The following is a 24858-nucleotide window of genomic DNA, read 5'->3' as shown; positions in this document are numbered from 1 at the left end:
CCGAACGTAGGCAGGCAATAAACACCTTCCAGCGGTTACAATACAGCTATGCCGATACTGCCTGCTGGAACTGTCACTTTCCTCTTCACCGATATCGAGGGCAGCACACGGCTCTGGGAAGAGCATCCCGAGCGGATGCGGACCGCGCTGGCCCGTCACGATGCGCTCCTACATCAAGCGATTACGGAGCACAATGGCTATGTTTTCAAGACCATCGGGGATGCCTTCTGCGCGGCTTTCGCTACCGCACCAGAGGCTCTGTCCGCAGCCCTGACCGCACAGCGCTGTCTCTACGCAGAACCCTGGGAAGATGGTATTGCCCTCAGGGCTCGGATGGCCCTGCACACAGGAGCGGTCGAGAGCCGCGACAATGACTACTTCGGGCAACCGCTCAACCGTGTCGCACGCCTACTCGCCACAGGCTATGGAGGGCAAGTGCTGCTCTCTCAGGCAACACAGGAGCTCGTACGAGACAGCCTCCCGGCACAAACAACCCTCTTGAATCTTGGCGAGCACCGCCTGCGTGATCTTTCTCGGCCAGAGCATATCTACCAAGTGCTGCATCCCGAACTCCTTGCGGAGTTCCCCACGCTGCGCTCGCTTGATAGTATTGCCCTCCCTAATAACCTGCCACAGGAAGTGACAAGCTTTATTGGTAGGAAGCGTGAGATGGAAGAGATCAAGTCCCTGCTCGCGACCACCTCGCTCCTGACCCTGACCGGAAGCGGAGGGTGCGGCAAGACACGCCTCTCCCTGCAAGTCGCGGCTGAGGTACTAGAGCACTACCCACAGGGAGTCTGGCTTGTCGAGCTGGCACCGCTTACCAACCCTGCCCTTGTCCCGCAGATGGTCGCGGAGGTGCTCGGGGTACGTGAGTCGCCGGGGGAGACCCTGACAAAATCTCTGCAGGGGTTCCTGAAAGGCAAGCAGCTCCTCCTGGTCCTCGATAACTGTGAGCACGTTCTTGAGTCGGTTGCCTTGCTGGGTGACACGCTGTTGCGCTCCTGCCCTAGCATACGAATGCTTGCCAGTAGCCGAGAAGCGCTCGGCATCTCCGGGGAGAGTACCTACCGCATCCCCTCCCTCTCCCTGCCTCAGCCCTCTCCACACCACACGCCCGAGAGTCTCTCACAGTTTGAAGCCGTGCGGCTGTTTTTGGAGCGCGCCACCACCGCAAAGCCGGACTTCCTCGTCACCAACGAGAATGCCCCGGCGCTTGCCTCTGTCTGCTATCGCTTAGATGGGATTCCTCTGGCCATTGAGCTCGCCGCCGCCCGCCTCCGTGCCATGCCTATCGAGCAGCTCGAAGACCGACTGGACAATCGCTTCCGCCTGCTGACAGGGGGTTCACGCACCGCGCTCCCACGCCAGCAGACCCTGCGGGCTCTCATTGACTGGAGCTTTGACCTACTCACCCCAGAAGAAAAAACGCTCTTACTCCGACTCTCGGTGTTTGCGGGAGGCTGGGTGCTGGAGTCCGCAGAGAGTGTCGGTAGTGGAGCCGGCATTGACGAACTTGATGTGCTGGACTTACTCACCTCCTTGGTGGATAAGAGCCTTGTCACCTACGAAGAGCACGGCAACCGCGCCCGCTACCGACTCTTAGAGACCGTGCGCCAGTATGCACGGGAGCGTCTCGCGGAGTCCGGTGAGTCCGAGACGGTACGTGGGAGGCACTTAGATCATACGGTCACCCAAGTGGAGGCCATCTTTGCGATCACGAGCTTTGAAGGATTTCCCCTCTGGATGCAGCACATGGATGAAGAGTACGAAAATATTCGTGCGGCTCTTGCTTGGTGCAGTGCAAACGCATCCTCAGAGACTTTTATCCGTCGTGGACTGCGCATTGGGGAGGCACTCTGGCCTTTCTGGCACGTCTGTGGCTATCTCAGCGACGGACGTGAGCATCTAGAAGAGCTTGCCAGACTCGGGCACGCATGGCAGGGGACACGCCCCCGCACGGTGGTAAAGTCCCTTGCCGAGGTCCTGCATGGCACCAGCCTCCTGGCGATGGAGCAAGGCGACGATGTCGCGGCGGGCGCGGCCCTTGATGAGGCGCTACAGCTTGCCCACGAGCTGGAAGACCAACATAGCATTGCTGTCTTTGGGATGGCGCAGGGCTGGCTGGCAAACCATCGCGGCGACTATAACACGGCCAGACAGCTCATCGAGAAGAACCTGAGCTTTTTCCGAGAGATCAACGATCCCATCTACCTGGGACTCTCCCTGGTAACTCTGGGAGGGACGGCGATCATCCAGAATGACTTCCTGACGGCAGAGCCCCTCATTGAAGAGAGCATGGCTTTGTTTCGTTCCACAGGCAACACCCGAGCTCTCGCAACGGGCCTAGAAGGCCTAGGAAATATTGCCGCGGCCCGTGGCGACTATGTCAGCGCTCAGTCCCTGCTCCGTGAGGGAGTTGCGATGCTCCGTGCCCAAGGCAACCGACACACCCTCAAGACACTTCTGCGGAATCTGAGCGAGGTGGAGTGTGTCCTGGGGAACCTTGATACCGCGCAGGTTCTGATTCAGGAGTGCCTAACCCTCTGCCAGCAGCAGGGAAATAAGCAAGGCACCGCGACCGCTCTAGAGGGTCTGGGAGCCGTGCTTGTCTGTCGCGAAAAGGCATATGAAGCAACACTGCTCTGGGGCGCGGCCCAAAAAATCCATGAGTGTATCGGCTTTCCCAAAGAGCCCTTTGTCGAAGCCTACCTGCAGAAGTGGCGTGAGCAAGCCCGCCTCGCTCTTGGCGACACTGCCTTCGCGGCTGCCATAGAAGAAGGAAGCCTCCTGACCGAGGAGACCGTGATCGCACAAGCGCTACAAGAAGCGACTCCTCTCGAAGGCGACGATTGCAATTCGTGAGTTTGGAGCGCTAAAATAGCCTATCCCTGCGCGGCTGCGCGGAAACCCTTAGGAAGAACTATGCCCCTAAAAGTTGCCATGATCGGAGCCGGCAGTATCGGCTTCACCCGTCGCCTGATGGCCGACCTGCTCACTGTCCCCGAGTTCGCGGACATGCACTTTGCCTTCCACGACCTCAATGCCCAGAACCTAGACATGGTCAAGCAGCTCGCCGAGCGCGATATCAAGGGCAATGGCCTGCCCGCGACCATCAGCACCTCCACGGATAGGCGCACCTCGGTCGCCGATGCCGACTATGTGATTAGCACCGTGCGTATCGGCGGACTCTCGGCGTTTGCAGATGACATTGACATCCCGCTGGAGTACGGGATCGACCAGTGTGTTGGAGATACGCTGTGTGCGGGCGGGATCATGTACGGCCAGCGCGGGATCGCCGCGACCCTGGATTTTTGTAAAGACATCCGGGAAGTGGCCAAGCCGGACGTGCTCTTTCTGAACTACGCCAACCCGATGGCGATGCTCACCTGGGCCGCCAACCACTACGGCGGCGTGAACACGGTCGGGCTGTGCCACGGGGTGCAGGGTGCACAGCACCAGATCGCCAGCTGTGTCGAGCAGTGGGCCAAGCGCGAGGAGCTGCTCGGCGCGGATGAGAAAGTCCATCGAAAAGACATCGACTTTGTCTTCTCCGGGATCAACCACCAGACCTGGTGTGTCAAGGCGGTCTGGCGCGGGATCGACCTGATCCCCAAGCTCTACGAGCTCTTCACCGGCCACGACCGCTACCCCACCACCGAGAAAGTGCGTATCGATGCCCTCAAGCGCTTTGGCTACTACTCCACCGAGAGCAATGGGCACTTAAGTGAGTACCTGCCCTGGTACCGCAAGCGCCTCGACGAAGTGACGAAGTGGATTGACCTTTCGAGCTGGATCAATGGCGAGACTGGCGGCTACCTGCGGGTCTGCACTGAGGGGCGCAACTGGTTTGAGACCGACTTCCCCAACTGGCTGGCGCAGGACCCGCCGCAGTTCACGCCTGAGAAGCGCAGCGAGGAGCACGGGAGCTACATTATCGAGTCGCTGGAGACCGGCCGTGTCTACCGGGGGCACTTCAATGTGGTCAACAACGGCGCGATCCCGAACCTGGCCGCCGATGCCATTGTAGAGGTGCCGGGCTACGTCGACCGCAATGGCATCAGTATCCCGATTGTCGGGGACCTGCCGCTGGCCTGCGCCGCCACCTGTACGGCGAGCATCAATGTCCAGCGGATGTCTGTGCACGCCGCGCTCACCGGCGACCGCACGCTCCTCAAGCAAGCGATGCTCCACGACCCGCTCACCGGCGCGGTCTGTGACCCCGAGGAGATCTGGCAGATGACCGACCAGATGCTGGTCGCGCAGGCCGAGTGGCTCCCGCAGTATGTCGCTAGCGGCGCAGTGGACGCTGCCCAGGCCGAGCTCGCAGCTCAAGAGGCCAACGGAACGCGCGTGCATCGCATGGTCGGCTTCAAGGGCACGGCGCGCCAGCACACGAAGACCGTGGAGGAGATGGCCGCCGCAAAGGAAGAGTCCCGCAAGAACGCCCAAGCCGCCGACAAGGGCAAGATGACCACCAACGCGTAGGGCATCCCTCCCAGGCATCCATCCCCCCGGCCCCCTTCCTTCGCTCTGTTTCCGACTTCGTCGGGACGAAGGAAGGGGGAGAGGAGAGGGGGGGCTAGGGCCGATACTTCTGATGCTTCTGCGTGAAGAAACCACAACACTTAAAGCGAGCAAGGGGCGGCTTGAGGTTCGACAGCACTCCCATGCGCTGGGGCTCTTTGCCGATGGCCGGCCGGTTACGCTGACCTGGGCGCAGTGTAGCGGGAGTATCTTACAGGACTACCTGCACCTGCGGTCTTTCTCTGCGGAAGACGATATTGCTGCCTTGCGTGCGCGTGTCGCGCAGGGCTTTTCGGAGAGGCAGTCGCTTCGGTCACAGATCCGGCCCTTCTTTGAGTTCTTCACTCCCGGCACGTATCAGCTCGTCTTGGAAGACATCCCCTCCTGGTGGATGGACGAGTGGGAGAGTGAAGACCATATGTTTATGGGGTGGTTCTATCCCACCGATGACAAGTACCAAGACATTCCCAACCTACTCGCCACCCAGAGCTATGCCACCCTCGACGAAAAACGGATCCTGGAGTGGATGTATGCCATCGAAGCCGGGGAACGGCCTATCGTCCTGACCGCAACGGCAACGAGAAGTACTTGGACCGAGTTCATCCTCGATGGCCACCATAAGCTCTACGCCTACGCGCTCCTAAGAATCCCACCTCGTCGCCTAAGAATCTGTGGGATCAGCCCTCATCCCTTACGCTTCAGCGACTTTCCCGAAGCCCTGGATACCCCCTATGGCTGGAAACGTGCCTTCGGTGAAGGCAGCTGACAGGGTATACTTTTGTCGTCATGCCCCCACCCTCAGGAATGGTGACATTCCTCTTCACCGATATCGAGGGCAGTACACGGCTCTGGGAAGAGTACCCTGCGCAGATGCGGACCGCGCTTGCCCGTCACGATGCGCTCCTGCACGAGGTGCTGGAGGCACACGGAGGGCATGTCTTCAAGACTATCGGGGATGCCTTCTATGCCGCCTTTGACCAAGCTCATGCCGCAGTCGTGGCGGCGGTAGCGGCGCAGCAGGCGCTCTCCACCGAGCCCTGGCCCGAGCACATTACGCTCAAGGTTCGGATGGCGCTCTACAGCGGGCAGGTAGAGAGCCGCGACCAGGACTACTTTGGGCAGTCGCTCAACCGCCTCGCGCGGCTCTTAGCCACAGGACATGGGGAGCAGGTTCTTCTCTCACAGACCACCCACGAGCTCGCCCGCGATGCCTTCCCGCCCCCGTGCTCGCTCCGCCCCCTCGGGGAGCATCGGCTCAAGGACCTGGGCCGCCCCGAGGTGGTCTACCAGCTCCTCCACCCCGCGCTTCCCGCCGAGTTCCCTCCCCTGCGCTCTCTGAGCAGTGTCGCCCTGCCCAACAACCTTCCCTTGCAGGTGACGAGCTTTATCGGGCGCGAGAGAGAGCTCGCGGAGGTCAAGGCGCTCCTGAAGACAACCCGCCTCCTCACCCTCACCGGGAGCGGGGGGAGTGGCAAGACCCGCCTCTCGCTCCAGGTGGCCGCGGACCTGTTAGATAGCTTCGGCGACGGGGTCTGGCTGGTCGAGCTTGCGTCGCTGGCCGAGCCGCTTCTGGTCCCCCAGACAGTCGCTAGTGTCTTCGGGCTCCCAGAAGAAATGGGCAAGCCCCTGCTGAGCACGCTGACCACCTACCTGAAGAGCAAGCAGCTCCTGCTCGTGCTGGATAACTGTGAGCACCTGGTCGATGCCTGCGCCCAGCTCGCGGCCAGCCTCCTAAAGCAGTGCCCCCAGGTGGTCTTGCTCACCAGCAGCCGTGAGGCGCTGGGAATCGCTGGGGAGAGCACCTACCGCGTCCCCTCCCTCTCTCTCCCCGATCCCAAGCAAGCCCCCAGCGCGGCAAGCCTCTCGCAGGTCGAGTCGGTCCGGCTCTTTGTGGAGCGCGCGCGTGCCGCGCGCCCCGAGTTTCAGGTGACCGATGCCAACGCGCCCGCCCTGGCATCGCTCTGCCAGCACCTCGATGGGATTCCTCTGGCGCTCGAGCTGGCGGCAGCCAAGGTGCGGAGCATGTCCGTGGACGAGGTCAACCACCGGCTCGACCAGCGCTTTCGGCTGCTCACCGGGGGCTCGCGCACCGCCCTCCCGCGCCAGCAGACCCTGCGCTCGCTGATCGACTGGAGCTATGACCTGCTCACCGATGCCGAGAAAGCGCTGCTCTGCCGGCTCTCGGTCTTTGCCGATGGCTGGACACTCGATGCCGCCGAGCTAGTCTGCGCCGACCAAGCTGTCGAGAGCGTTGAAGTGCTGGACCTCCTGGAGTCCCTGGTGAACAAGAGCCTCTGCCTCACGGAAGAGACCGCGGGAACGACACGCTTTCGTCTGCTGGAGACCGTGCGCCAGTACGCACGCGAGCGCCTACAAGAGACGGGCGAGGCCACGCTCTGGCGTCGCCGGCATGAGGAGCACTTCCTCGCGCTGGTCGAGTCCGCAGAGCTCACCGGCCCCGACCAGCAGCACTGGCTAGAGCGCCTGGAGACCGAGCACGACAACCTACGCGCCGCCCTGACCTCTGCCCAGGACGAAGGGAGTCCCCCCGAGGCCCTGCTCCGGTTCTGTGGCGTGCTCTGGCGGTTCTGGTACACCCGGGGCTACTTTGAAGAGGGCCGCGACTGGTGCGCCGTCGCGCTGAAGCCCCCCACAAGCGCCCCCCAGACCAGCCTGCGCGCACGGGTCCTCAATGGCGCGGGCAACTTGGCCCGTATCCAGAGCGACTACACCGCCGCCCGGGCACTCTACGAGGAGAGCTTTGCGCTCCAGCGGGAGCGCGACGATCCCCAGGGGATCGCGATCTGTCTGAACAACCTCGGGGTCCTCGCCGCCGCGGAGGGCAACCTCGCCGCCGCCCGGGCGCTCTACGAGGAGAGCCTCGCCCTCCAGCGCGCGCTGGGCGACTCCCAGGGCACGGCCAATGCACTCAACAACCTGGGGCTGATCGCGGCCAATCAAGGCGACTACGCGGCAGCCCGCCCGCTCTACGAAGAGAGCCTCGTGATCCAGCGTGCCCTGGGCAACCGCCATGGGATCGCCATCTCACTCAATAACCTGGGGATTCTCGCCTCCAACGAGGGGGACTACGCCGCGGCACGCCACCTCTACGCCCAGAGCCTCGCCCTCCAGCGCGAGCTGGGCGACCTCCAGGGGACGGCCAATGCACTCAATAATCTGGGGCTCATGGCGGCAAACCAGGGCGACTACGCCGCGGCGCAGCAGCTCTACCAGGAGAGCCAGGCACTCTACCGCGACGGTGGCCACCAGGCGGAGGTCGCGGTCTCGCTGAGCAACCAGGGCGACCTGGCGGAGAAGCAGGGGGACTTCGGGGTGGCGCGCGGCCTCTACCGCCAGAGCCTCACCCTCCACCGCGAGCTCGGCAACCGCGAGGGGCTGGCCAACCTGCTCGATAGCCTCGGCCGTATCGCCGCGGTTCTGGTGAGCCCTACCCAGGCCACCCACCTCTGGGGCGCTGCCGCCCACCTACGCGACGAGCTCGGGGCGAGTGTCCCCCCCACTGATCTGGCCGAGTACACCACCAAGCTCGACGCCGCCAAGACACTCCTCGGCGCGGTTGCCTTCGACGCCGCCTGGGCCGTCGGCTACGCCCTCCCCCTGGAGCAGGCCCTCACCCTCGCACTAGACTAGCCCTCCCCCTTAAGAACCCCTTGAATAAACCCTAGCCAAAGGGGGTCTAAGAAGTGTATGCAACAGATGCCCCCCCAGACAGAGAGAGCCCTCCCTGACCTCACGCAGGTCTATGCACGCATCGCCAAGCTAAGAGGAGTCGTGATCCGAGCAGAGATGGTCCGACCTTCGTCGGTGCCCATGGAGTTTAAGATCGCCCCCACGGGCTTCTTCTACGCGAAGTATCCCACCTCAGAGATGTATATCTCGCGCGACGAGCAAGTGACCTGGATGCCTGCCAAGAAAGAGTTCAGTAGGGGCAAGCCTGAGGACGGCAACCCCCTTCCTGCAGGATTTGAGATCTTGTGGCCGAAGGGCGCGCTCCTCAGGGCGAAGGCTGCGACGCGCCAGGCGTCCTTTGCGGGAAAACCAGCACTAGAGCTTCCCTGCAAGGCAGCAATGGGGCACGATGTGCTTCTCTATATCCACCCCGAGTCGCTCCTTCCCCTTGGCAGTATCGCAACCGCTCAGGGGACAGAGTACGAGCTGCGGTATCTCTCGGTTGAGGAAAGACCACTGACTGCCCGTGACCTCACCTTTATTGCCCCGCGCGATGCCAAGGTCTTCAGTAGCCCACCTGACCTCTCCAAACGGATACGAGTGGGTACAAAGCTCCCTGCCTTTACGGGAACCGACTTTACGGGCCGTTCTATCGACTCCCGGCAGGTCTCGAAGCGCCACCGCGGCCTCCTGCTGAACTTCTGGTTCTCGGCCTGCACGGGCTGTATCCAAGAGATGCCCCTCCTCGCAAAGCTAGCCGCACCGCTCCAAGCCCAAAAAATAGGGATTCTGGGAGTCAACCCCATCGATACGAGTCGCGATGCCAAGCGCACCAGCACCACCTATGGACTCCGCTACGCAACACTGGTTGGGACGGGTGCCCGAAAGCTAGCGGAGGCAGTCGGGATAACGACCTACCCCGTAACAGTCCTCGTCAATGCGCAGGGCCTAGTCGTCGAGGTAATCCTGGGCTTTGACGAGCAGCGCCTCCAGAAGGCTCTCAAGGTGCTTGGATACCGCTCAAGGTGAACAATTCCCCCCGTCGGGCCCGTCTAGGTACCATGCCTACTCTGCGCCGCGCCGCGCTTCTTCTCTCTCTCCTGCCGCTCCTTGCCGTCGGCTCCCCTGTCCGTGCTCAGGCGACCCTCGCCGAGCTCTACACCGCCAAGGCCAGCCTCGCCAGCCCGACCAGTGCGCTCCAGCCCGTGCTCCAGCGCCTGCTCGACGATGCCACGAAGGCTTTGGAGCAGAAGCCACTCTCGGTGCTGGATAAGAAGCAGGGGCTCGTGGGAGTCGATCCCCATGCGTATGTTAGCTACGCCCCCTACTTCTGGCCCAACCCAGAAAAGCCCGACGGCCTCCCGTTTATCCGCAAAGACGGCAAGCGCAACGCGGCGCAGGTGGCCATGGGCGATGAGAACAACGCTGGCGCGATCAAGCGTGCGGCCTGCACCCTGATCCTCGCCGACTCTTTCAAGAGCAACCCCGGCTATCTGAAGCACGCCGCGCTACTCCTGAGGACCTGGTTTCTCGATCCCAAGACCCGCATGCTCCCCCACCTCGACAACGGGCAGGCGATCCCCGGCGGGGTGCTGGGGCGCAAGGAGGGCGTGATCGAGTGGCGCGACCTGACGACGCTGCTGCTGTGCTTAGAGCTCCTCGACAAGTCGCCTGAGTGGAGCGCCGATGACCAAAAAGCCATGCGTGCCTGGCTTGCGGATTACTACACCTGGCTGACCACCAGCAAGATCGGGGTAGCGGAGAAGAAGGCGGGCAACAACCACGGCTGCTGGTGGGATGTGCAGGCCACGGCGCTGGCGCTCTACTTGGGCAAGCCCGACGATGCCCGTAAGATCGCGGAGGAGTTCAAGACCAAGCGCATTGCCGAGCAGATTCAGCCCGATGGGACGATGCCCCGTGAGCTGGAGCGTGCCGATAGCTGGGGCTACAGCACCTTCAACCTCACCGCCATGTGCGCCCTCGCCGACTACGCCCAGCAAGTGGGGGTGGACCTCTGGAGCTACAAGACCGCCGATGGCCGGAGCCTCCGGGGCGCGCTGGAGTACCTCCTCCCCTTCGCCGAGGGGAGCAAGCCCTGGCCGCATGAGAACGACCCCACTCACAAGGTCGAGGGCAGCAAGCTCGTGCTCCCTCTCTTGCGCGCCAGCAGGGCCTTCAACGAGCCCGCCTACGCGAAGCGTGCCCAGGCCCTCGGGGCCAAGACCTGGGACACCCTCCGCGACCGGCTCTTTATTCCCCTGCCGTAACCACCCCATAGCGCGGATCACGCGGGTAGATCCAGTCGATATAGTCCGTGTCCACGGTCTCCCCGCCGAGTAGATCGACCAGCAACACGACCTGGCCGCGGTGGTAGCAGGCATGGCCATCGAGCTGGATGAGCTGCCCCTCACGGAGCACGCGGTAGGTATTACCGTCGCCCTCTGTAAAGGAAAAGGTCGCCTGGAGCTGATCGTCGGGGAGGGCGGCGAGATAGTCTGCCCAGCGCTGCTCCAGCACGGCAAAGCGCGGGCGCAGCGACTCCAGGGTAGCATCGCGCTCAAACCACAGCCCGATAGGCCGGTCCTCCCCCGCCATCCAGGTCAGCCAGTTCTCCCGGCAGGCCGCCAAGTGCGCGGCGATCGTCACCGCACGCTGGAAACGCGGGTCCGTGCGGCCGGCTTCCGGGACAGACTCCAGCATCGTAAGCATCTGTGCATTGGCAGAGCGCTCGTAGTCGTAGAGATGGGCGTAGTGGGCAACACTCTTCATAAACATAAGTTTGCCATCCTCCTTTAAAATTCCTTCGACACGGCAGAAAAATCTTTCGGTCGCCATCCGGGGGCTCTTGTCCCCTAAATACCCCCGCATTTGTCCCCAGCTCCGTCCCCGTGCGAGCGCCATACTGGAGGCATGACGAACCTGACTGCCTCTCTTCGACTCTGTGGCGTGCTTCTCCTCAGTGCGCTCTGGCTGCCTGCCCATGCGCAGGTGACGATCTCCAATAACCCCGCCACTGCCAACGTGCAGGGGACTGTCTTGGGAAACTCCGCCGGAGTCCTCGCCGACCGGTACTGGAAAGCCTATGGGATCACCACCAGTGCCTCGGGGACCTTTGACTTCACCTCACTCCAGATCGCCGCGGAGAACGAGGACGGTGCCGCCCATACCATCACCGGCGGAATCTACACCAATAGCGCGGGCAACCCCTCCAGCACGCTTGTCCCGGGCGGTGCCTTTGGCTCCCAGCTGATCGGGGCAAGTGCGCCCCCTGCGACGCTCCTCACCTTCACCACCGCCGGCATTGTCACCTTGGTCCCCAGCACGACCTACTGGTTTGTCCTGACCTCCGAGGCCTACAACGCGGGGGGGACCAACTTTCAGAATGTCGTGCGCTGGGACATCTCGACCGGGAGTGTCCTTCCCAGCGCCACCGGGGCGGGGGCGGGCGATGTGATCCTGGAGGGCTACCGCTTTAGTGAGAACAACCGCACCAGCTGGACCGGCTCGATCCTCCCCAACGGCCTGACAATCCAGCTCGCGGCACACGCAACGACTGCCGCTCCTGAGCCCACCTCCGTTGCGTTTCTAGCGCTCGGCGGGACTCTGGTACTGGCCCGACGGCGGCGTGCGTAGCAGGACGAGGCTCAGTACCAGAGTTCCCGTTAGTGTGAGGGGCACGAGCGCCAGTGCCCCTTGCCAGCCCAGCCCGCCCGCCGCCAAGGCACCAACAACCCACGGAATCACCGCACCGCCCAGTCCGCCCGCCGCCACGACACCACCAAAGGCCGTGCCCGCCACACTCGGGAAGCGCTCTCCGGCCTCGGCCAGCACCAGGCTGAAGATACCCGCAAAGAACAGCCCCGCCAGCGCCACACAGACCAAGACCGGGAGCGGGGTGTGCCAGAGCAGGGCCAGCGCGGCAAAGACCACCCCGCCCCCCGCCGCGAGCGCATTGAGCCGCATCAGTGGAAACCGCCCCAGGAGCCCCCCCAGCGCAAACCGCCCGATCGTCATCGTGATCCAGAACAGGGTTCCCACCCCCGCCATCCAGGCCACGCCCCCGGTGAGCTGCTTCTCAAAGTAGGTCGGGAGCCAGGAGAAGAAGCTCACCTCCGCCCCCACATAGAGCGCCTGCATCACGCACAGAGTCGCAAAGCTCGGCTTCTGCAGGACCGCCCGTAGCGCCGCCAGCTCCAGCGCCTCGGGGGCGGCGCTCTGCGGCAGGCGACAGAGGCTCAGGACCACAAAGACCACCCCATTGATCGCCGCCAGCCCGAAGTAGAGCCAGCGCCAGTCGGTGCCGTGGGTGAGCAAGTAGCGGCAGAGGGTCGGGGCGACGGCGGCTCCCACCCCAAAGGCAACTTGGAGCGCATTGAGCAGAAACGCACGCCTCTCGGGGTAGAGATCGGCGGCCAGCGCATTGGCGACCACCTCCATCGCCCCACTCCCCGCTCCCACGAGCAAGGCCGCGGCCAGCGCCAGCGGATAGCTCCCCGCGCTCCCAAAGAGGCTCAGCCCGCCCGCATAGACCGCCAGCCCGATCAGCAAAACCGCCTTGCGCCCCCAGCGGTCCGAGAGGTAGCCACACAGGAGCACCCCCACCACAAAGCCCGCAAAGTTGGCCGGAAAGAGCCTTCCCTGCGCCTCCTCCCCCAGCGAGAACGCTCTCCCGAGGTAGGGCAGGAGCACCCCCACCGCGCCGAGATAGACAGAGTAGAGGAGCATGGCGACGCAACAAAGCGCGGCGAGCAGGGAGCGTGGTGTGGTTTGCATGAGGTGTTCGAGGCCGGCGTATGATACCTCAAAACCCCGAGGCAGGAGTTTTCTTCCCACCTGGTGAACGTCCCTGTAACTCTGGCAGTGAATCAGAAAGCTTATTCGCATGATCTCATCAAGATTAAAACTCTCGTGTCTCATCGCTCTCTCGACGGGGGCGCTCCTGCTTCCGCGGGGAGCGCACGCGCAGGTGTGGAGCGGCTACGCCGGCAATGCCCAGCACACCGCCCTCTCGACTGTCGCCTCCCAGTCGCTCCAGCAGATTGTCTGGAGCACCCCGGTGGACCTGAACCCCCAGTACTCAGGGACGAGCCTGCTGGTCCACTATGGCTCTCCGCTCGTGACCAACAACAACACGGTGATCATCCCCGTGAAGACCGGTGCAAACGATGGCTTCAAGGTCGAGGCGCGCAACGGGGCCAATGGTGCGCTGATGTGGACCTCCTCCACGGACTACTCCCTTCCGGGCCACGGCTGGGTCCCCAGCTACGCCCCCACCCTGACCTCGACAGGCCGCATGTACATGGCGGGCGGCGGCGGAACGGTCCTCTACCAGAGCAACCTCGACTCCAACGCCCCCAGCGCGGCCACACGGATCTCGATTGTCGGGGACGCCCACTACGCGGCCAATAAAGCGGCCTTTGACTCCGGGCTCAAGATCTGCACCCCGCTGACCTCGGACTCTCAGGGGAATGTGTACTTCGGCTACCGTGTCAGTGCCTTTCTCACCCTGGAGGGTGGGGCCACGCTCTCCAGCGGTATCGCAAAGGTCACCCCGGGAGGACAGGTGAGCCTGATGTCGGCGTCTGCGGCGACCGGGGGCAATGCCACCGAGATCGCCATGAACGCAGCCCTCGCCATCAGCAACGATGGCTCGAAGGTCTATGCGGTGATGCGCAACGCCGACACGCTCCCGGCGGGCTATCTTGTCTCGATGAACACCACGACCCTGGCCCCTACCGCCACGGTGCGGCTCAAGGATGCCCAGAACCCGCTCAACGATGCCTGGATCAGCGACGATGGCACGGCCTCGCCCATGGTGGGGCCGGATGGAAAGGTCTATATCGGAGTCCTAGAGCGCCCCTTTGCTTCGTCGCGCGGGTGGATGCTCCAGTTCAACGGCGACCTCACTCCCTCCGGCGCGGCGGGTGCGTTTGGCTGGGACGATACCGCGACCGTGATTCCCGCCAAGAATGTTAAGTCCTACACCGGGACATCGTCGTACCTGCTGATGACCAAGTACAACGACTACGGGGTCGGCAACAACCGCCTGGCGATCCTCGATCCCAACGATACCTTCTTGGACACCCGCACCAACACGATTGTGATGAAAGAGATCCTCACGATCGCCGGCCAGACCCCCGACCCCGTTCTCCCCCGGGTGCGCGAGTGGTGTATCAACACAGCGGTCTTCGATCCCTTCAGCAACAGCGTCCTGGCCAATAGCGAGGACGGCAAGCTCTACCGCTGGTCGCTCGACTCCAATACCTTCACGGAGGTCATCACGCTCACCGCGGGCATCGGCGAGGCCTACACCCCGACCCTGATTGGCGCGGATGGCAAGGTCTACGCGATCAACAATGCCACGCTCTATGCAGTCGGAGCCCTCAGTGGCACGAGCGCTCCCGAGCCAGGCACCCTCGCGCTCGCCGTGCTGGGGCTCGTGGTTCTGCGCCGCCGCAAGCACTAAAAAAGCAAGAGCCCAACGCAAAAAAGAGCCCGAGGCACGTGTCCTCGGGCTCTTGCACATCTCCGTCGTGGTGCCTACTCGGACTCCGCCGCCTCCACGAGCACGTGCTCCGCAACGGAGATTGGGGCGCGGAAGCGTAGCGCAAGCGCAATGGCATCCGAGGGGCGACAGTCGATCTCCAGAGCGGGTGCTTTCTCGCGCTCGATGTGAAGCTTGGCATAGTACGTTCCCTGCCAGAGATCGTCGATCACGACACGACTCAGCCTTCCCCCGAGCTTCTCGATCAGATTGCGGAGCAGATCGTGGGTCAGGGGCCGCTCGGGCGCGACTTTCTGGAGGGCATTGTGGATCGCCATGCTCTCAAACGGCCCGATATGCACCGAGAGCCGGCGCCCTCGGCCATCGCGGAGCACCAGCGCGACCTCCTCGATCGGTCCGTCCGCCTGCGCCGCCTCACGGGTCTCCCAGAGCCCGAGAACCGTCACCTCTTTCTCGTCGAGCGAGCGCGGCTTCCGGTTCTCGTCCTCACTGGTCTCGTCAAACGGGCTAGACATACTACTCCGACTTGTTTGCTTCCGACTTATTGGTCGCCGCGGGTGCGGTCCCCCCGATCGCGGAGAGGAACTCGCGGTTCGAGCGTGTCTTATCGAGGCGGTCCAGCAGGAGCTCGGTGGCCTCTTTGGTCCCCAAGTTGGCCAGGATGCGGTGCACCTGCCAGATCTTGCGCAGGTCGTCGGCCGGGTAGAGGAGCTCGTCGCGGCGGGTGCCGGAGAGCTTGATGTCGATCGCCGGGTAGAGCCGCTGCTCCGCCAGCGAGCGGTCCAGGCGCAGCTCCATATTGCCCGTGCCCTTAAATTCCTCGAAGATGATATCGTCCATGCGCGAGCCGGTCTCCACCAGCGCCGTGGCGATAATGGTGAGCGAGCCGCCGTGCTCGATGTTGCGAGCCGCGCCAAAGAAGCGCTTAGGACGGTAGATCGCGGCGGGGTCCAGACCGCCCTGGAGGGTTCGCCCCGACGGGTTCACGGTCAGGTTCGACGCGCGGGCAAAGCGGGTGATGGAGTCTAGGAGGATCACGACATCTTTACCCACCTCCACGAGGCGCTTGGCCCGCTCCAGGCAGAGATCGGCGACACGCATGTGGTTGTCGGGTAGCTCATCAAAGGGCGAGGCGATCACCTCTCCTCGCACCGAGCGCCGCATGTCGGTCACCTCTTCCGGGCGCTCGTCCACCAGGAGCACCATCAGGTGAATGTCCGGGTGGTTGATAGCAATCGAGTTGGCGATCTGCTTGAGCAGGATGGTCTTACCGGCCTTGGGCGGCGCGACAATCAGCCCGCGCTGGCCCTTGCCAATCGGGGAGACCAGGTCCATAAAGCGCATCGAGAGGGTCTTGGGGTCCAGCTCCAGCACGATCCGGGACTCCGGGAAGATCGGCACCAGCTCATCGAAGTTGGGGCGCATCCGGGCGACATCCGGGTCGAAGCCATTGATCTTCTCCACCCGCAGGAGCCCGAAGTACTTCTCCGAGTCCTTGGGAGGGCGGACAAACCCTAGCACCTGGTCGCCCGTCTTGAGGCCAAAGCGCTTGATCTGTGCCTGCGCCACATAGATATCGTCGTTGCTGGCGGCGAGGTTCTGGCGGCGCAAAAAGCCGTAGCCCTCGCTATTGATCTCCAGGACCCCCTCACCGCTGAGCGGCTCCTCACCATTGAGCGAGGCCTCTTCCAGGTCACGGAGATCGGCTCCCGCTCCCAGAGCAGGCCCCACATTGCCACGCCGAGGCGGGTTGTTGTAGGAGTTCCCCGGACTCGCCGCGTTGCCGCGAGCGGGGCGCATGCTATGGCCAGGACGATCCCGGCGCTCGGGGCGGTCGCCACGATCAGGACGCTCGTTGCGGTCGTTGCGGTCTTGGCGCTCGATGCGGGCAGGCGGTGGCAGGGGCTCCGCGACACGCTCAGGCAGATCGGCGACAAGCTCTAAGGCCTCTTGCTGGGTCAGCGGCGGCGGAGCGCTCGTCTGGAGGAGGCGGCGGCGACGCGAGGGGGGGGCGGGAGGAGGAAGCGCGGCGTCACCCAGCAGCGACTCTGCCGCAGCAATCATTTCAGGGGGAGGGGTTGGGAGTAGTGTCGGAGTAGAGGGCGTGGTGGTCGCCTCAGGGGCACTCTCCACGCTAGCAGGAGCAGAGGTTGTATCGACCCCATCCGGGTCGGGGGGCGTTGTCAAACGACGTCTTGGCATGAGGACTTTCCGAAAACGAAGCGGTCGGCGAGAGCACGACGAAACACAAAATAGTGTGGGGAAAAAGGCTCGCCGGGGAGAGTTGAATTGAAGCAGACCACAAACCTTGAGGTTGCTTCCTAACCACTATATCACGCCTTTTATTTCGGTTGCAAATACAAATAACGAGAGCTTTGGCCCTCCTGAGAGGGGTACTTGTGCTCCGTAGAGCCCTAATGCAAGGGAATCCACTCTGGCCAATAAAAAACCCTCTTCCTCCGCGGAGCGGAAATGAGGAAGAGGGTCACTCCGAGCGCGAAAGCGCTACTTACTCGTGCGGCCGATTCCGTGGTAGACAAAGCCCGCACGCCGCATCTTCTCGGGGTCGTAGAGGTTGCGGCCATCGAAGACATGGCTCCCCTTCATTGCAGCCTTGAGCTTCTCCAGGTTGATCTGCTTGAACTCGTTCCACTCGGTGACAACCACCGCGGCATCGGCCCCCTCCGCGGCATCGAAGGCGCTCTTGGCGTAGGTAATCTGCGGGAAGATCTTCTTGCAGTTCTCCATCGCAATCGGGTCAAAGGCGACAATCTCGCCATCGCCCGCGAGCACCGCCGCAATCACATCGAGGGACTTCGCATCGCGCATGTCGTCGGTGTTGGCCTTGAAGGCCAGCCCGAGCAGCGCGATCTTCTTGCCCTTGAAGCCGCCCAGCTCCTTCTCGATCTTCTTGATAAAGCGCTTGGGCTGCTCATCGTTGGTCTTGATGGTCGCCTCTAGGATCGGGAAGTCGTAGCCGACACTCTGCGCGGTGTGGAGCAGGCTCGACGAGTCCTTAGGGAAGCAGCTTCCGCCGTAGCCAAGGCCGGCGTTGAGGAAGGCGGGGCCGATGCGGCGGTCCTGCCCGACCCCCTTCATCACCTGGATCACATCGGCGTTCACGGCCTCGCAGATATTGGCGATGGAGTTGGCGAAGCTGATCTTGACGGCCAAGAACGCGTTCGACGCGTACTTAATCAGCTCAGCGCTGGCGACATCGGTGATGATCATCGGGCGCTCCAGCGGGGCGTAGAGCTCCAGCACCTTGAGCGCGACAATCTGGTTGGGGGCACCAATGACGATGCGGTCCGGGTTGAGCGCGTCCTGAATCGCCGAGCCCTCGCGCAGGAACTCCGGGTTGGAGACCACGTCGAAATCCACATTGCGGCGGCGGTTGGTCTCGATCACCTCGCGCACAAAGCTGCCCGTGCCCACCGGGACCGTGGACTTATTGACGATCACCTTGTAGCGGTCCATCGCCGCCGCGATCCCACGCGCCGCACCCTCGACCTGGCTCATGTCGGTGGAGCCGTCCTCACGCGGCGGGGTGCCCACACAGATGTAGATAATCTCGGACTTGCGCACCGCGCCATCCAAGTCTGTGGTGAAGGTGAGGCGCCCCTCTTCCGCGTTGCGCTGTACCAGCTCCTCAAGCCCGGGCTCGTAGATTGGCATCTCACCGCGGTTGAGCTGCTCCACTTTCGCTTCCAGCTTGTCCACACAGATGACCTCATTTCCCAGGTCCGCAAAGATCACCCCAGTGACAAGTCCGACATAGCCTGTACCAATAACACAAATATTCATAATTTCTTTTCCAGCGGGGATTCTACCCACTAAAAGCCCATTTCAACCCAAAACCCGTGACACAATCGGCAACTTCAGGCAATCTAATTCATTATTTAATTTATAAAAGGCACTTTAAAATACCCCCTGTCGAAATCCAGCCAGAAGCGCCGACACAGAGAGCGTCCGAAGATCGACCGTCGCCGTTGACGGCGTCTTTTCCGTAAATTTTTCCGGTGCCACCACCCACTGCGTCTCGTACTCTTTCGCGGGGGTTGGGTCGTAGTAGGGGTAGAGAAGCGGGATGGGCTGCTTTGCTTTCCAGCACACCACCCACGTACTACTTCCCCCCCACCAGACACTCAGGGTGGGCTGCTCCTTCAGAAGCGCCTGCTGGAGACGGGTCAAAAAGCGATCTGCATCGTCCTCGCGCTCCCCCAGCCAGGTCTGCGCCAGGTCGTGGGCGGGCGGGAAGAGGCGTCGGTCGGACTCACTGGGGAATGTCCTGCCGTAGGAGACAATCACATCGGCGGGCTCGACCCCGTTTTTCTGGCGAAAGGCACGACAGCGCTCCGGCGTGTAGCCCAGCTCCTCCGTGTGGCAGTCCGAGACCTCTTCCCGGAACCCCGGTGGCACGGTCTCGGTCAAGACCAGCCCCGCGACCTGTGGCAGGCGGAAGCGCTCGATCGTTGCCCGTGCCACCGCCAGGTTGCTCTCGACACCAGGGTCCAGCCAGTCTAGCTCGTCGCGGCGGAACCGACGGCGGCAGAGCGCACGCCAGGTCTCGCCCAGGCTATTGCGCGCCGGGGTGCCGTCGTTGCTGCGCAACACGGGGACGCACGCCCAGATCGGCAAGCGCCTCTCCGCCAGCGCGACCTCCAGCAGCTCCGGGCTCGCCTCCAGCCAGACCGCCGCCGCGCCCGCCTCTTGCGCCGCTTGCAGGAGTGCCTTCAGCTCGTCTTTGTCTTTGTCGCCCACACGCACGAGCACGGGCCGGCCCTTGACGGACACACGGAGGCGTCGCGTTTCACTCAAGTCGATATCGCCCACGTAGAACGTCGGTGCATCGGGGACACGGGCCTGGAGCTGGAGGCTCAGGGAGACAGTCACCTTATCAAGCGTGACCGCTACCGCGGGTTGCCGCTGGGCCGCTTGAAAGGCAGTCTGGAGTTTTTTATGCTCCGCATCCACCACCACCTGTTGGCTTGCAGTCAGCTCCGAGTAGCCCAGCCGGAGCTCCTTACCCTCCTGGTGCGCCGCACGGTACTGGCGGCGCTGGGAGTCTGTCAGGGCAAACACTGCTCCCGTAGCAAAGGGCACGCTCAAGAGTGCATCAAAGCGCTCAGCGAAGGCCTGTGTCTCGCGCGGATGTACGGCTTCCGCACTGGCATGCCACTCAGCGACACGGGCGCGGCGGACCTGAAGCGGGGCAAGCTCCTCCACCAGCAAAAAGCCCTCGTCGGTCTTGCGAAAAACTCCCGCGAGGGCGAAGCACAGCGCCTCGAGCAGCTCGCCCGTGGCCAGTGTCGTGCCCTGGCTCCACACCGGGAGCTTGGCAACCCGTGCATCGGCGCGTACCAGGACGCCACTGGCCTGGGTCGCCCGCTCCAGAAGCAGCGCGACCGTCACCTTCTCCCCCTCCAGCGCGACCTGCCCGGAGAGCGCCCGTGGGTTGAGCTGCCCCACTCCCCCGCGGTTCGGAAGCCTCTGCAAGAGCTCTTGCCCCAGGGGGGGCACTTGTGGTTTGAGAGGAAAGTTAAACCCGCTTCCCAAGAGCGTAAAACCAAAGGGCCCGATAGGCGGCCCCTGCACAATCGCCACCAGCCCCAAGGAGAGCATGAGCTGAGAGCGTCGTGGGCCATCGAGCGGGATCATGCCCTGAAACGATGCATCCCGAATCAGCGTCGACTCGGGCAGGAGCCCCAGCACCAGCGCACGCTGAGCGGCTGTACACTGCGCCACGGCAAGCCCACCGCCACAGAGCTGCTGCCACTGCGCCTCGGTGACGGTCTCTAGAAACGTGCTGGCCGAGGCATCGAAGCGCGGCGGGGCGGGGTTGCGGCTGTAGCCCACGCGCTCCGCTGGCCCCAGCGCAGTGACACTGCCAAAGCGGCGCAGGCCACGCCCAAATGCCGCAACCAGCTCCTGGGGCATCCAGCCACCGGGCGGCGGCATGCCCAGCTTTTGCTGCGCAAGGAGCGTCTGCTGCTTCAGCCAAGCCTCGTAGGCACCGAGAGCCCCCAGAATTTCCCGGGAGGGGCTTGGGAGCAGAAGCGGCGTTTTCTCCGGGGCGATACAGAGCAGCGCGCCGTGGCGTCGGGGGTCCCAGTGCAGGAAGGCAAGGGCATCGGCGAGGGTTTGGATCGGTTTTTGTGGCATTATGGTACAATCCTGTTGGATTCTACGATGCACACCTTCCTTCATGCCAGCCTCTGGCCACTCCCCCTCTAGCCCCCCGGGGCACCTGCATCACCTCACGTCTCCCCCTTTTGCAGTCTTGCACGTGTCTTGCGGCTGCTTTTTGCTGTCTTTTTGATTCTGGAAAAACCATGTTTGAAAAACTACTTGATGTTGAGAAACGCTACGAAGAGCTGAACCATCAGATGATGGACCCCACGGTAGCGTCGGACCCCAAGCGCTACGCCCCCGTGGCGCGCGAGCACACGGCGCTCACCCCGCTGGTCGAGACCTTCCGCCGCTATAAAGCAGTTGTGCAGGGAATCGCCGATGCGGAGGAGATGCTGGGCGACCCGGAGATGAAGGAGCTGGCGCAGCTAGAGCTGGAAGAGCTCAAGCCACAGGTGACCCCGCTGGAGAAAGAGCTGCGCCTCATGCTCCTGCCCAAGGACCCCGCCGACGATAAAAACGTCATTATGGAGTTCCGTCCGGGCACGGGTGGCGACGAAGCCGAGCTTTTCTGCGGGCAGATCCTGCGGATGTACATGCGCTGGGCGGAGCGGCGCGGCTGGAAGAGCGAGCTGATCGCCTGCCAGGAGACGGGAATCGGCGGGGTCAAAGATGCCCAGCTCTCGATCCAGGCCGAGGGCGCGTTCTCGCAGCTCAAGTTCGAGGGCGGTGTCCATCGCGTGCAGCGCGTCCCGGTCACCGAGTCCGGCGGGCGCATTCACACGTCCACGGCGACGGTCGCGGTGATGCCGGAAGTGGACGATGTCGAGGTCAATATCGACCCCAAGGACCTCAAGATGGACTACTACCTCTCGGGCGGCGCGGGCGGCCAGAATGTTCAGAAGAACGAGACCGCGGTGCGCATCACCCATATCCCCTCCGGGATCGTGGTCGCCTGTCAGGACCAGCGCAGCCAGCTCCAGAACCGCGAGCAGGCCATGCGCGTGCTCCGTGCCCGCCTCTACGAGCGCGAGCTGGAGAAGCTGCTGGCCTCTGTCACCCAGAACCGGCGCCTGCAAGTGGGCTCGGGGGACCGCTCGGATAAGATTCGCACCTACAACTTCCCCCAGGACCGTCTGACAGACCACCGGATCGGGCTGACCATTCATGGGCTCAACAATGTCATGGACGGCGACATCCAGAACATTATCGACTCTCTCGTGAGTATCGACCAGGCCGATAAGCTTGGTGAGGGTGGGATCGCGTAGATGCAGCCCACCCCCGCTCCCAGCCCCACTCCTAAGCCGCCTGTCTCCACACGCGGCGTTGTCGAAGAGCTCTCCGAGCTCACGGGGCTGGAGCGGCTCGCCTACCGTCAGATCGTCCTGTTCCTTCTAGAGTTTGTCCTGCTGATCGGGCTCTATATCGGCCTGCGCTGGCTCCTGAAGCGGGGGGTGCGGCGCGTGGGCGAGCAGCTGGCGAACAAGGCGGCCACGGAGCACCAGGCGGCGCGGGTACGGAGCCTCGCCACCATCCTCCAGCACACGCTCCACTTCGTGCTGGCCTTTGTCTTTATTGTCTCCGCACTGAGCCTGCTGGGCATCAATGTCGCTCCGATTATTGGCACCGCCAGTGTGGCCGGACTGGCCTTTGGCTTCGGAGCCCAGAAGCTGGTCAAGGATGTTATCACCGGCTACTTTCTGCTCCTAGAGGACCAGTACGTGGCCGGGGACTACGTGACCATCGGGGCCGTGACAGGGGTGGTGGAGGAGCTGGGGATGCGGATCACGCGCATCCGTGACGACGACGGCAAGCTCTATATTCTCTCCAACGGCGACATCGCCTCGGTCTGCAACCACAGCCGCGGGCTGGTGGGGGCGAGCTTCGAGCTCTCGGTGGCCGCCGCGGAGGATATCGCCGCCGTGACCAAACTGATCGAAGAGACTCTCGCCCAGCAAAACCTCCCCGAGCCGCCGCGTGTCGAGGGAGTCACCCTCGCCGACGCCGCCAAGACGACGCTCAAGATCACCTTCAAGGCCCCCAAAGGCCAGCGCCCCGCCCAGCTCCTGCCGCACCTACGCGCCACTCTGCGGGATGCGCTCCTCGCCGCAAAGATCACTCTTGCTTAAGCCACTCCGCTGCCCACTGTGCCTCGGAAGGCTTCAAACGCGGTGTGGGCACTTGCGAGTAGTCTACCGTGCGCCGAAACGGACCTTCGTCATAGCAGCGGGAAAAAAGTGCCCCGAGATCGAGAGTAAGCTCAGGGCTCCCCACAGTGAGTGGGACAAAGATCGTCGGCAACGGGTCAAACAGCCCCACCGGCCAGCAGGTAAAGCGGTTCCCCACTCCCGCCCGGTGGAGACAGACGATATAGTCCCAGAACCCTCGGTACTGCGCGGTGAGGCTTCGTTGCTCCACCGCAACGGTGTGCTGGCCCCCACGCAAGAGATCAATCTCTAGCAAGTGGGCGGCACTTTCCAAAATCTCCAGCTGTTTTTTGCGGTACTGCTCCCGCCCCGCCCCTGTCTTATTGATCGGACTGAGTACCTCAATCACTGTCACCACCGTGCGTTGTGCGTTGGTCGAGATCACTTTGACAAAAGGCTCCCGTACTTCGTCGGCTTCTTCAACAATCTCATACGGCATTGTCGCCGTTAACACCGCACCGGAAGCACCAGGGAGATTGGGAGCAGTCGCAAAGTTATTGCTCGTACGCAAGATCGCAACATCGGGCAGAAACCGATCCCCGGGCGACAGAAGATAAATATTTTCATCAATTGTCGCCGCAAACCCCTCGGGGAGTATTCGATTGAGCTGCGCAGCGATTAGTGTGATCAAGATTTGGTGGACATTGTGCCAGTGCTCTGGGCTCTCCAGCCACGGGTCCATCCCAGGAAACGGAGACGGCATCTCAGTTCTCCTTTTTCGGTTCCTGCCACATCCCGTCGGCCTTGATCAGTGCGATCAGCTCCTCAACCCCAACACTCTGATCGACTGTCTTAATCTCTTCTCGCTTGCGATAGAGCGTAATTTTCCCACCCGCTTTACCCACATAACCATAATCAGCGTCCGCCATCTCGCCGGGGCCATTGACGATGCAGTTGTGCACCACGGCGAGCGAACTCACGTAGGTTCCCGAACCGGCGACTTCCAGGTTGTGGACATTTCCCTTATAAGCGATTCGTCCAGTAGAGAGAACAGGTAGGTAGAGAAAATGTTCGTCAAGCGCCAGGCGAGCCCTGTTCTGGCGCTCCTCGGGGATGGCGATCTCATATCCCAGTGTGCTGGCGAAGGTGCGGAGCGCGTCGGCGTTGGTCACAGAGAGGAAATAGACCTCCTGGCGGTTCTTAGGTTGGCGGCGAACCAGGGTCACAGGGATTCCCAAACGGAGCAGCAGCTGGTGCACTTGGTAGGCAAGCTGACGCGAGACGGTCACATAGGTAGCACGGGGATAGCCACGCACCACGCCCGTGTAGCCGTCGCAAAGCCAGAGAGTCCTGAGCAAGGTAACTTGCTGGGTTTTAGGCAGAGTCAGCATCCATTGAGGAAAGTGCTTGTTCTCTGCACGCCGTCCAAAAAGCTGGGCGAAGAGAGTTGCCCACTCCGTGGAGTGAACCACGGTCTCAATGGTATTCCTCTCCGGGCGCTCTCGTAGGCTAACCGAAGCCCCAAGGCGACAGAAGATATCCCGAGCGTCCTGTGCGAGCTCAGGCTCATCAGAACCAAAAGTCAAGAAAACCTGTCGTGGGATACCATTACGGCCGCCCAGGGAGCCCTCGGCGGCAAAGTACCCTGCAAGCCGGAGAAAGTCCTCGTTCATGGAAAGCTGCGATGCCTCAGGAATGCTTGTTAGGGCTTGCTCCCCCTGAAGTACAGGATAGAGAAGGACGTGTCCTTTATGGAGATTTTCTGCTCCCTGCCAGCTCGGCTCCTGTCCTAGCCCTGGCACTTCGGCCATGTTTTGCCAGCGCGTGCGATCTTTTTTCGCTTTCCCCGTGCGCTCTAGT

At 62.8% G+C, this 24858-nt stretch carries 17 protein-coding genes and 2 pseudogenes; 10 read left to right on the top strand and 9 right to left on the bottom strand.

Annotated features, from left to right (window positions below):
- The first annotated feature begins 48 nt into the window (after positions 1-48).
- The 6 genes from HNQ39_RS16975 to HNQ39_RS16950 all read left to right on the top strand — a co-directional run bounded on the left by HNQ39_RS16975 (position 49) and on the right by HNQ39_RS16950 (position 10484).
- Positions 49-2865 (top strand): adenylate/guanylate cyclase domain-containing protein, encoded by a 2817-nt coding sequence (locus tag HNQ39_RS16975; protein WP_184198943.1) that lies wholly within the window; start codon positions 49-51, stop codon positions 2863-2865.
- Positions 2866-2925: 60 nt separating this feature from the next.
- Positions 2926-4488 carry an alpha-glucosidase/alpha-galactosidase gene (gene melA, locus HNQ39_RS16970; protein ID WP_184198941.1) on the top strand — a complete coding sequence of 521 codons (1563 nt, stop codon included), beginning with the start codon at positions 2926-2928 and terminating at the stop codon, positions 4486-4488.
- Positions 4489-4600: 112 nt separating this feature from the next.
- Positions 4601-5293, top strand: coding sequence for a hypothetical protein (locus tag HNQ39_RS16965; RefSeq protein WP_184198938.1), 693 nt, complete (start codon positions 4601-4603; stop codon positions 5291-5293).
- A 20-nt stretch (positions 5294-5313) separates the two neighbouring features.
- Complete coding sequence (locus tag HNQ39_RS16960; RefSeq protein WP_184198935.1) at positions 5314-8178, top strand: tetratricopeptide repeat protein; 2865 nt, start codon at positions 5314-5316, stop codon at positions 8176-8178.
- A 66-nt stretch (positions 8179-8244) separates the two neighbouring features.
- Positions 8245-9246 (top strand): TlpA family protein disulfide reductase, encoded by a 1002-nt coding sequence (locus HNQ39_RS16955; RefSeq protein ID WP_184198932.1) that lies wholly within the window; start codon positions 8245-8247, stop codon positions 9244-9246.
- Between the two features lie 32 nt (positions 9247-9278).
- Positions 9279-10484, top strand: coding sequence for an alginate lyase family protein (locus HNQ39_RS16950; RefSeq protein ID WP_184198930.1), 1206 nt, complete (start codon positions 9279-9281; stop codon positions 10482-10484).
- On the opposite strand, the gene HNQ39_RS16945 is transcribed toward HNQ39_RS16950, so the two are convergent.
- Positions 10468-10986, bottom strand: coding sequence for a DinB family protein (locus HNQ39_RS16945; protein ID WP_184198927.1), 519 nt, complete (start codon positions 10984-10986; stop codon positions 10468-10470). The genes HNQ39_RS16950 and HNQ39_RS16945 overlap by 17 nt on opposite strands.
- 141 nt (positions 10987-11127) lie before the next feature.
- Here HNQ39_RS16945 and HNQ39_RS16940 point away from each other — a divergent pair, with 141 nt between their 5' ends.
- A complete protein-coding gene (locus HNQ39_RS16940; protein ID WP_184198924.1) occupies positions 11128-11850 on the top strand; it encodes a choice-of-anchor R domain-containing protein in 723 nt (240 codons plus the stop codon).
- On the opposite strand, the gene HNQ39_RS16935 is transcribed toward HNQ39_RS16940, so the two are convergent.
- Positions 11803-12990, bottom strand: coding sequence for an MFS transporter (locus tag HNQ39_RS16935; protein ID WP_184198893.1), 1188 nt, complete (start codon positions 12988-12990; stop codon positions 11803-11805). The genes HNQ39_RS16940 and HNQ39_RS16935 overlap by 48 nt on opposite strands.
- A gap of 109 nt (positions 12991-13099) precedes the next feature.
- Here HNQ39_RS16935 and HNQ39_RS16930 point away from each other — a divergent pair, with 109 nt between their 5' ends.
- Positions 13100-14683 carry a PEP-CTERM sorting domain-containing protein gene (locus HNQ39_RS16930; protein ID WP_184198890.1) on the top strand — a complete coding sequence of 528 codons (1584 nt, stop codon included), beginning with the start codon at positions 13100-13102 and terminating at the stop codon, positions 14681-14683.
- A 74-nt stretch (positions 14684-14757) separates the two neighbouring features.
- Here HNQ39_RS16930 and HNQ39_RS16925 read toward each other — a convergent pair whose 3' ends face one another.
- The 4 genes from HNQ39_RS16925 to HNQ39_RS16910 form a co-directional block, all read right to left on the bottom strand.
- Positions 14758-15237: a bifunctional nuclease family protein gene (locus HNQ39_RS16925; RefSeq protein ID WP_184198887.1), complete on the bottom strand. Its 480-nt coding sequence runs from the start codon at positions 15235-15237 to the stop codon at positions 14758-14760.
- Between the two features lies 1 nt (position 15238).
- Entirely contained in the window at positions 15239-16924 is a 1686-nt protein-coding gene (rho, locus tag HNQ39_RS16920) for a transcription termination factor Rho (protein ID WP_221290068.1), read from the bottom strand.
- Positions 16925-17227: 303 nt separating this feature from the next.
- Entirely contained in the window at positions 17228-18526 is a 1299-nt protein-coding gene (locus HNQ39_RS16915) for a UDP-glucose dehydrogenase family protein (RefSeq protein ID WP_184198884.1), read from the bottom strand.
- 114 nt (positions 18527-18640) lie between these two features.
- A complete protein-coding gene (locus HNQ39_RS16910; protein WP_184198881.1) occupies positions 18641-20884 on the bottom strand; it encodes a hypothetical protein in 2244 nt (747 codons plus the stop codon).
- A gap of 170 nt (positions 20885-21054) precedes the next feature.
- Here HNQ39_RS16910 and prfA point away from each other — a divergent pair, with 170 nt between their 5' ends.
- Both prfA and HNQ39_RS16900 read left to right on the top strand, forming a co-directional pair.
- Entirely contained in the window at positions 21055-22119 is a 1065-nt protein-coding gene (gene prfA, locus HNQ39_RS16905) for a peptide chain release factor 1 (RefSeq protein WP_184198878.1), read from the top strand.
- Positions 22120-22980 (top strand): mechanosensitive ion channel family protein, encoded by an 861-nt coding sequence (locus HNQ39_RS16900; RefSeq protein WP_184198875.1) that lies wholly within the window; start codon positions 22120-22122, stop codon positions 22978-22980.
- Here HNQ39_RS16900 and HNQ39_RS16895 read toward each other — a convergent pair.
- The 3 genes and pseudogenes from HNQ39_RS16895 to HNQ39_RS30830 form a co-directional block, all read right to left on the bottom strand.
- On the bottom strand, positions 22967-23761 hold the full coding sequence (locus HNQ39_RS16895; RefSeq protein WP_184198872.1) for a DUF4058 family protein: 795 nt from the start codon (positions 23759-23761) through the stop codon (positions 22967-22969). The genes HNQ39_RS16900 and HNQ39_RS16895 overlap by 14 nt on opposite strands.
- Position 23762: 1 nt before the next feature.
- Positions 23763-23960 (bottom strand): annotated as a pseudogene (locus HNQ39_RS30600) ((E)-4-hydroxy-3-methylbut-2-enyl-diphosphate synthase); the annotation flags it as partial.
- Between the two features lie 177 nt (positions 23961-24137).
- Positions 24138-24671: pseudogene (locus HNQ39_RS30830) on the bottom strand (LAGLIDADG family homing endonuclease); the annotation flags it as partial.
- Between the last annotated feature and the right edge of the window lie 187 nt (positions 24672-24858).

The organism is Armatimonas rosea (assembly GCF_014202505.1).
Classification (GTDB): domain Bacteria; phylum Armatimonadota; class Armatimonadia; order Armatimonadales; family Armatimonadaceae; genus Armatimonas; species Armatimonas rosea.
The sequence above is the reverse complement of the archived record's forward strand: the minus strand, read 5'-3'. Positions and strand labels throughout refer to the sequence as shown.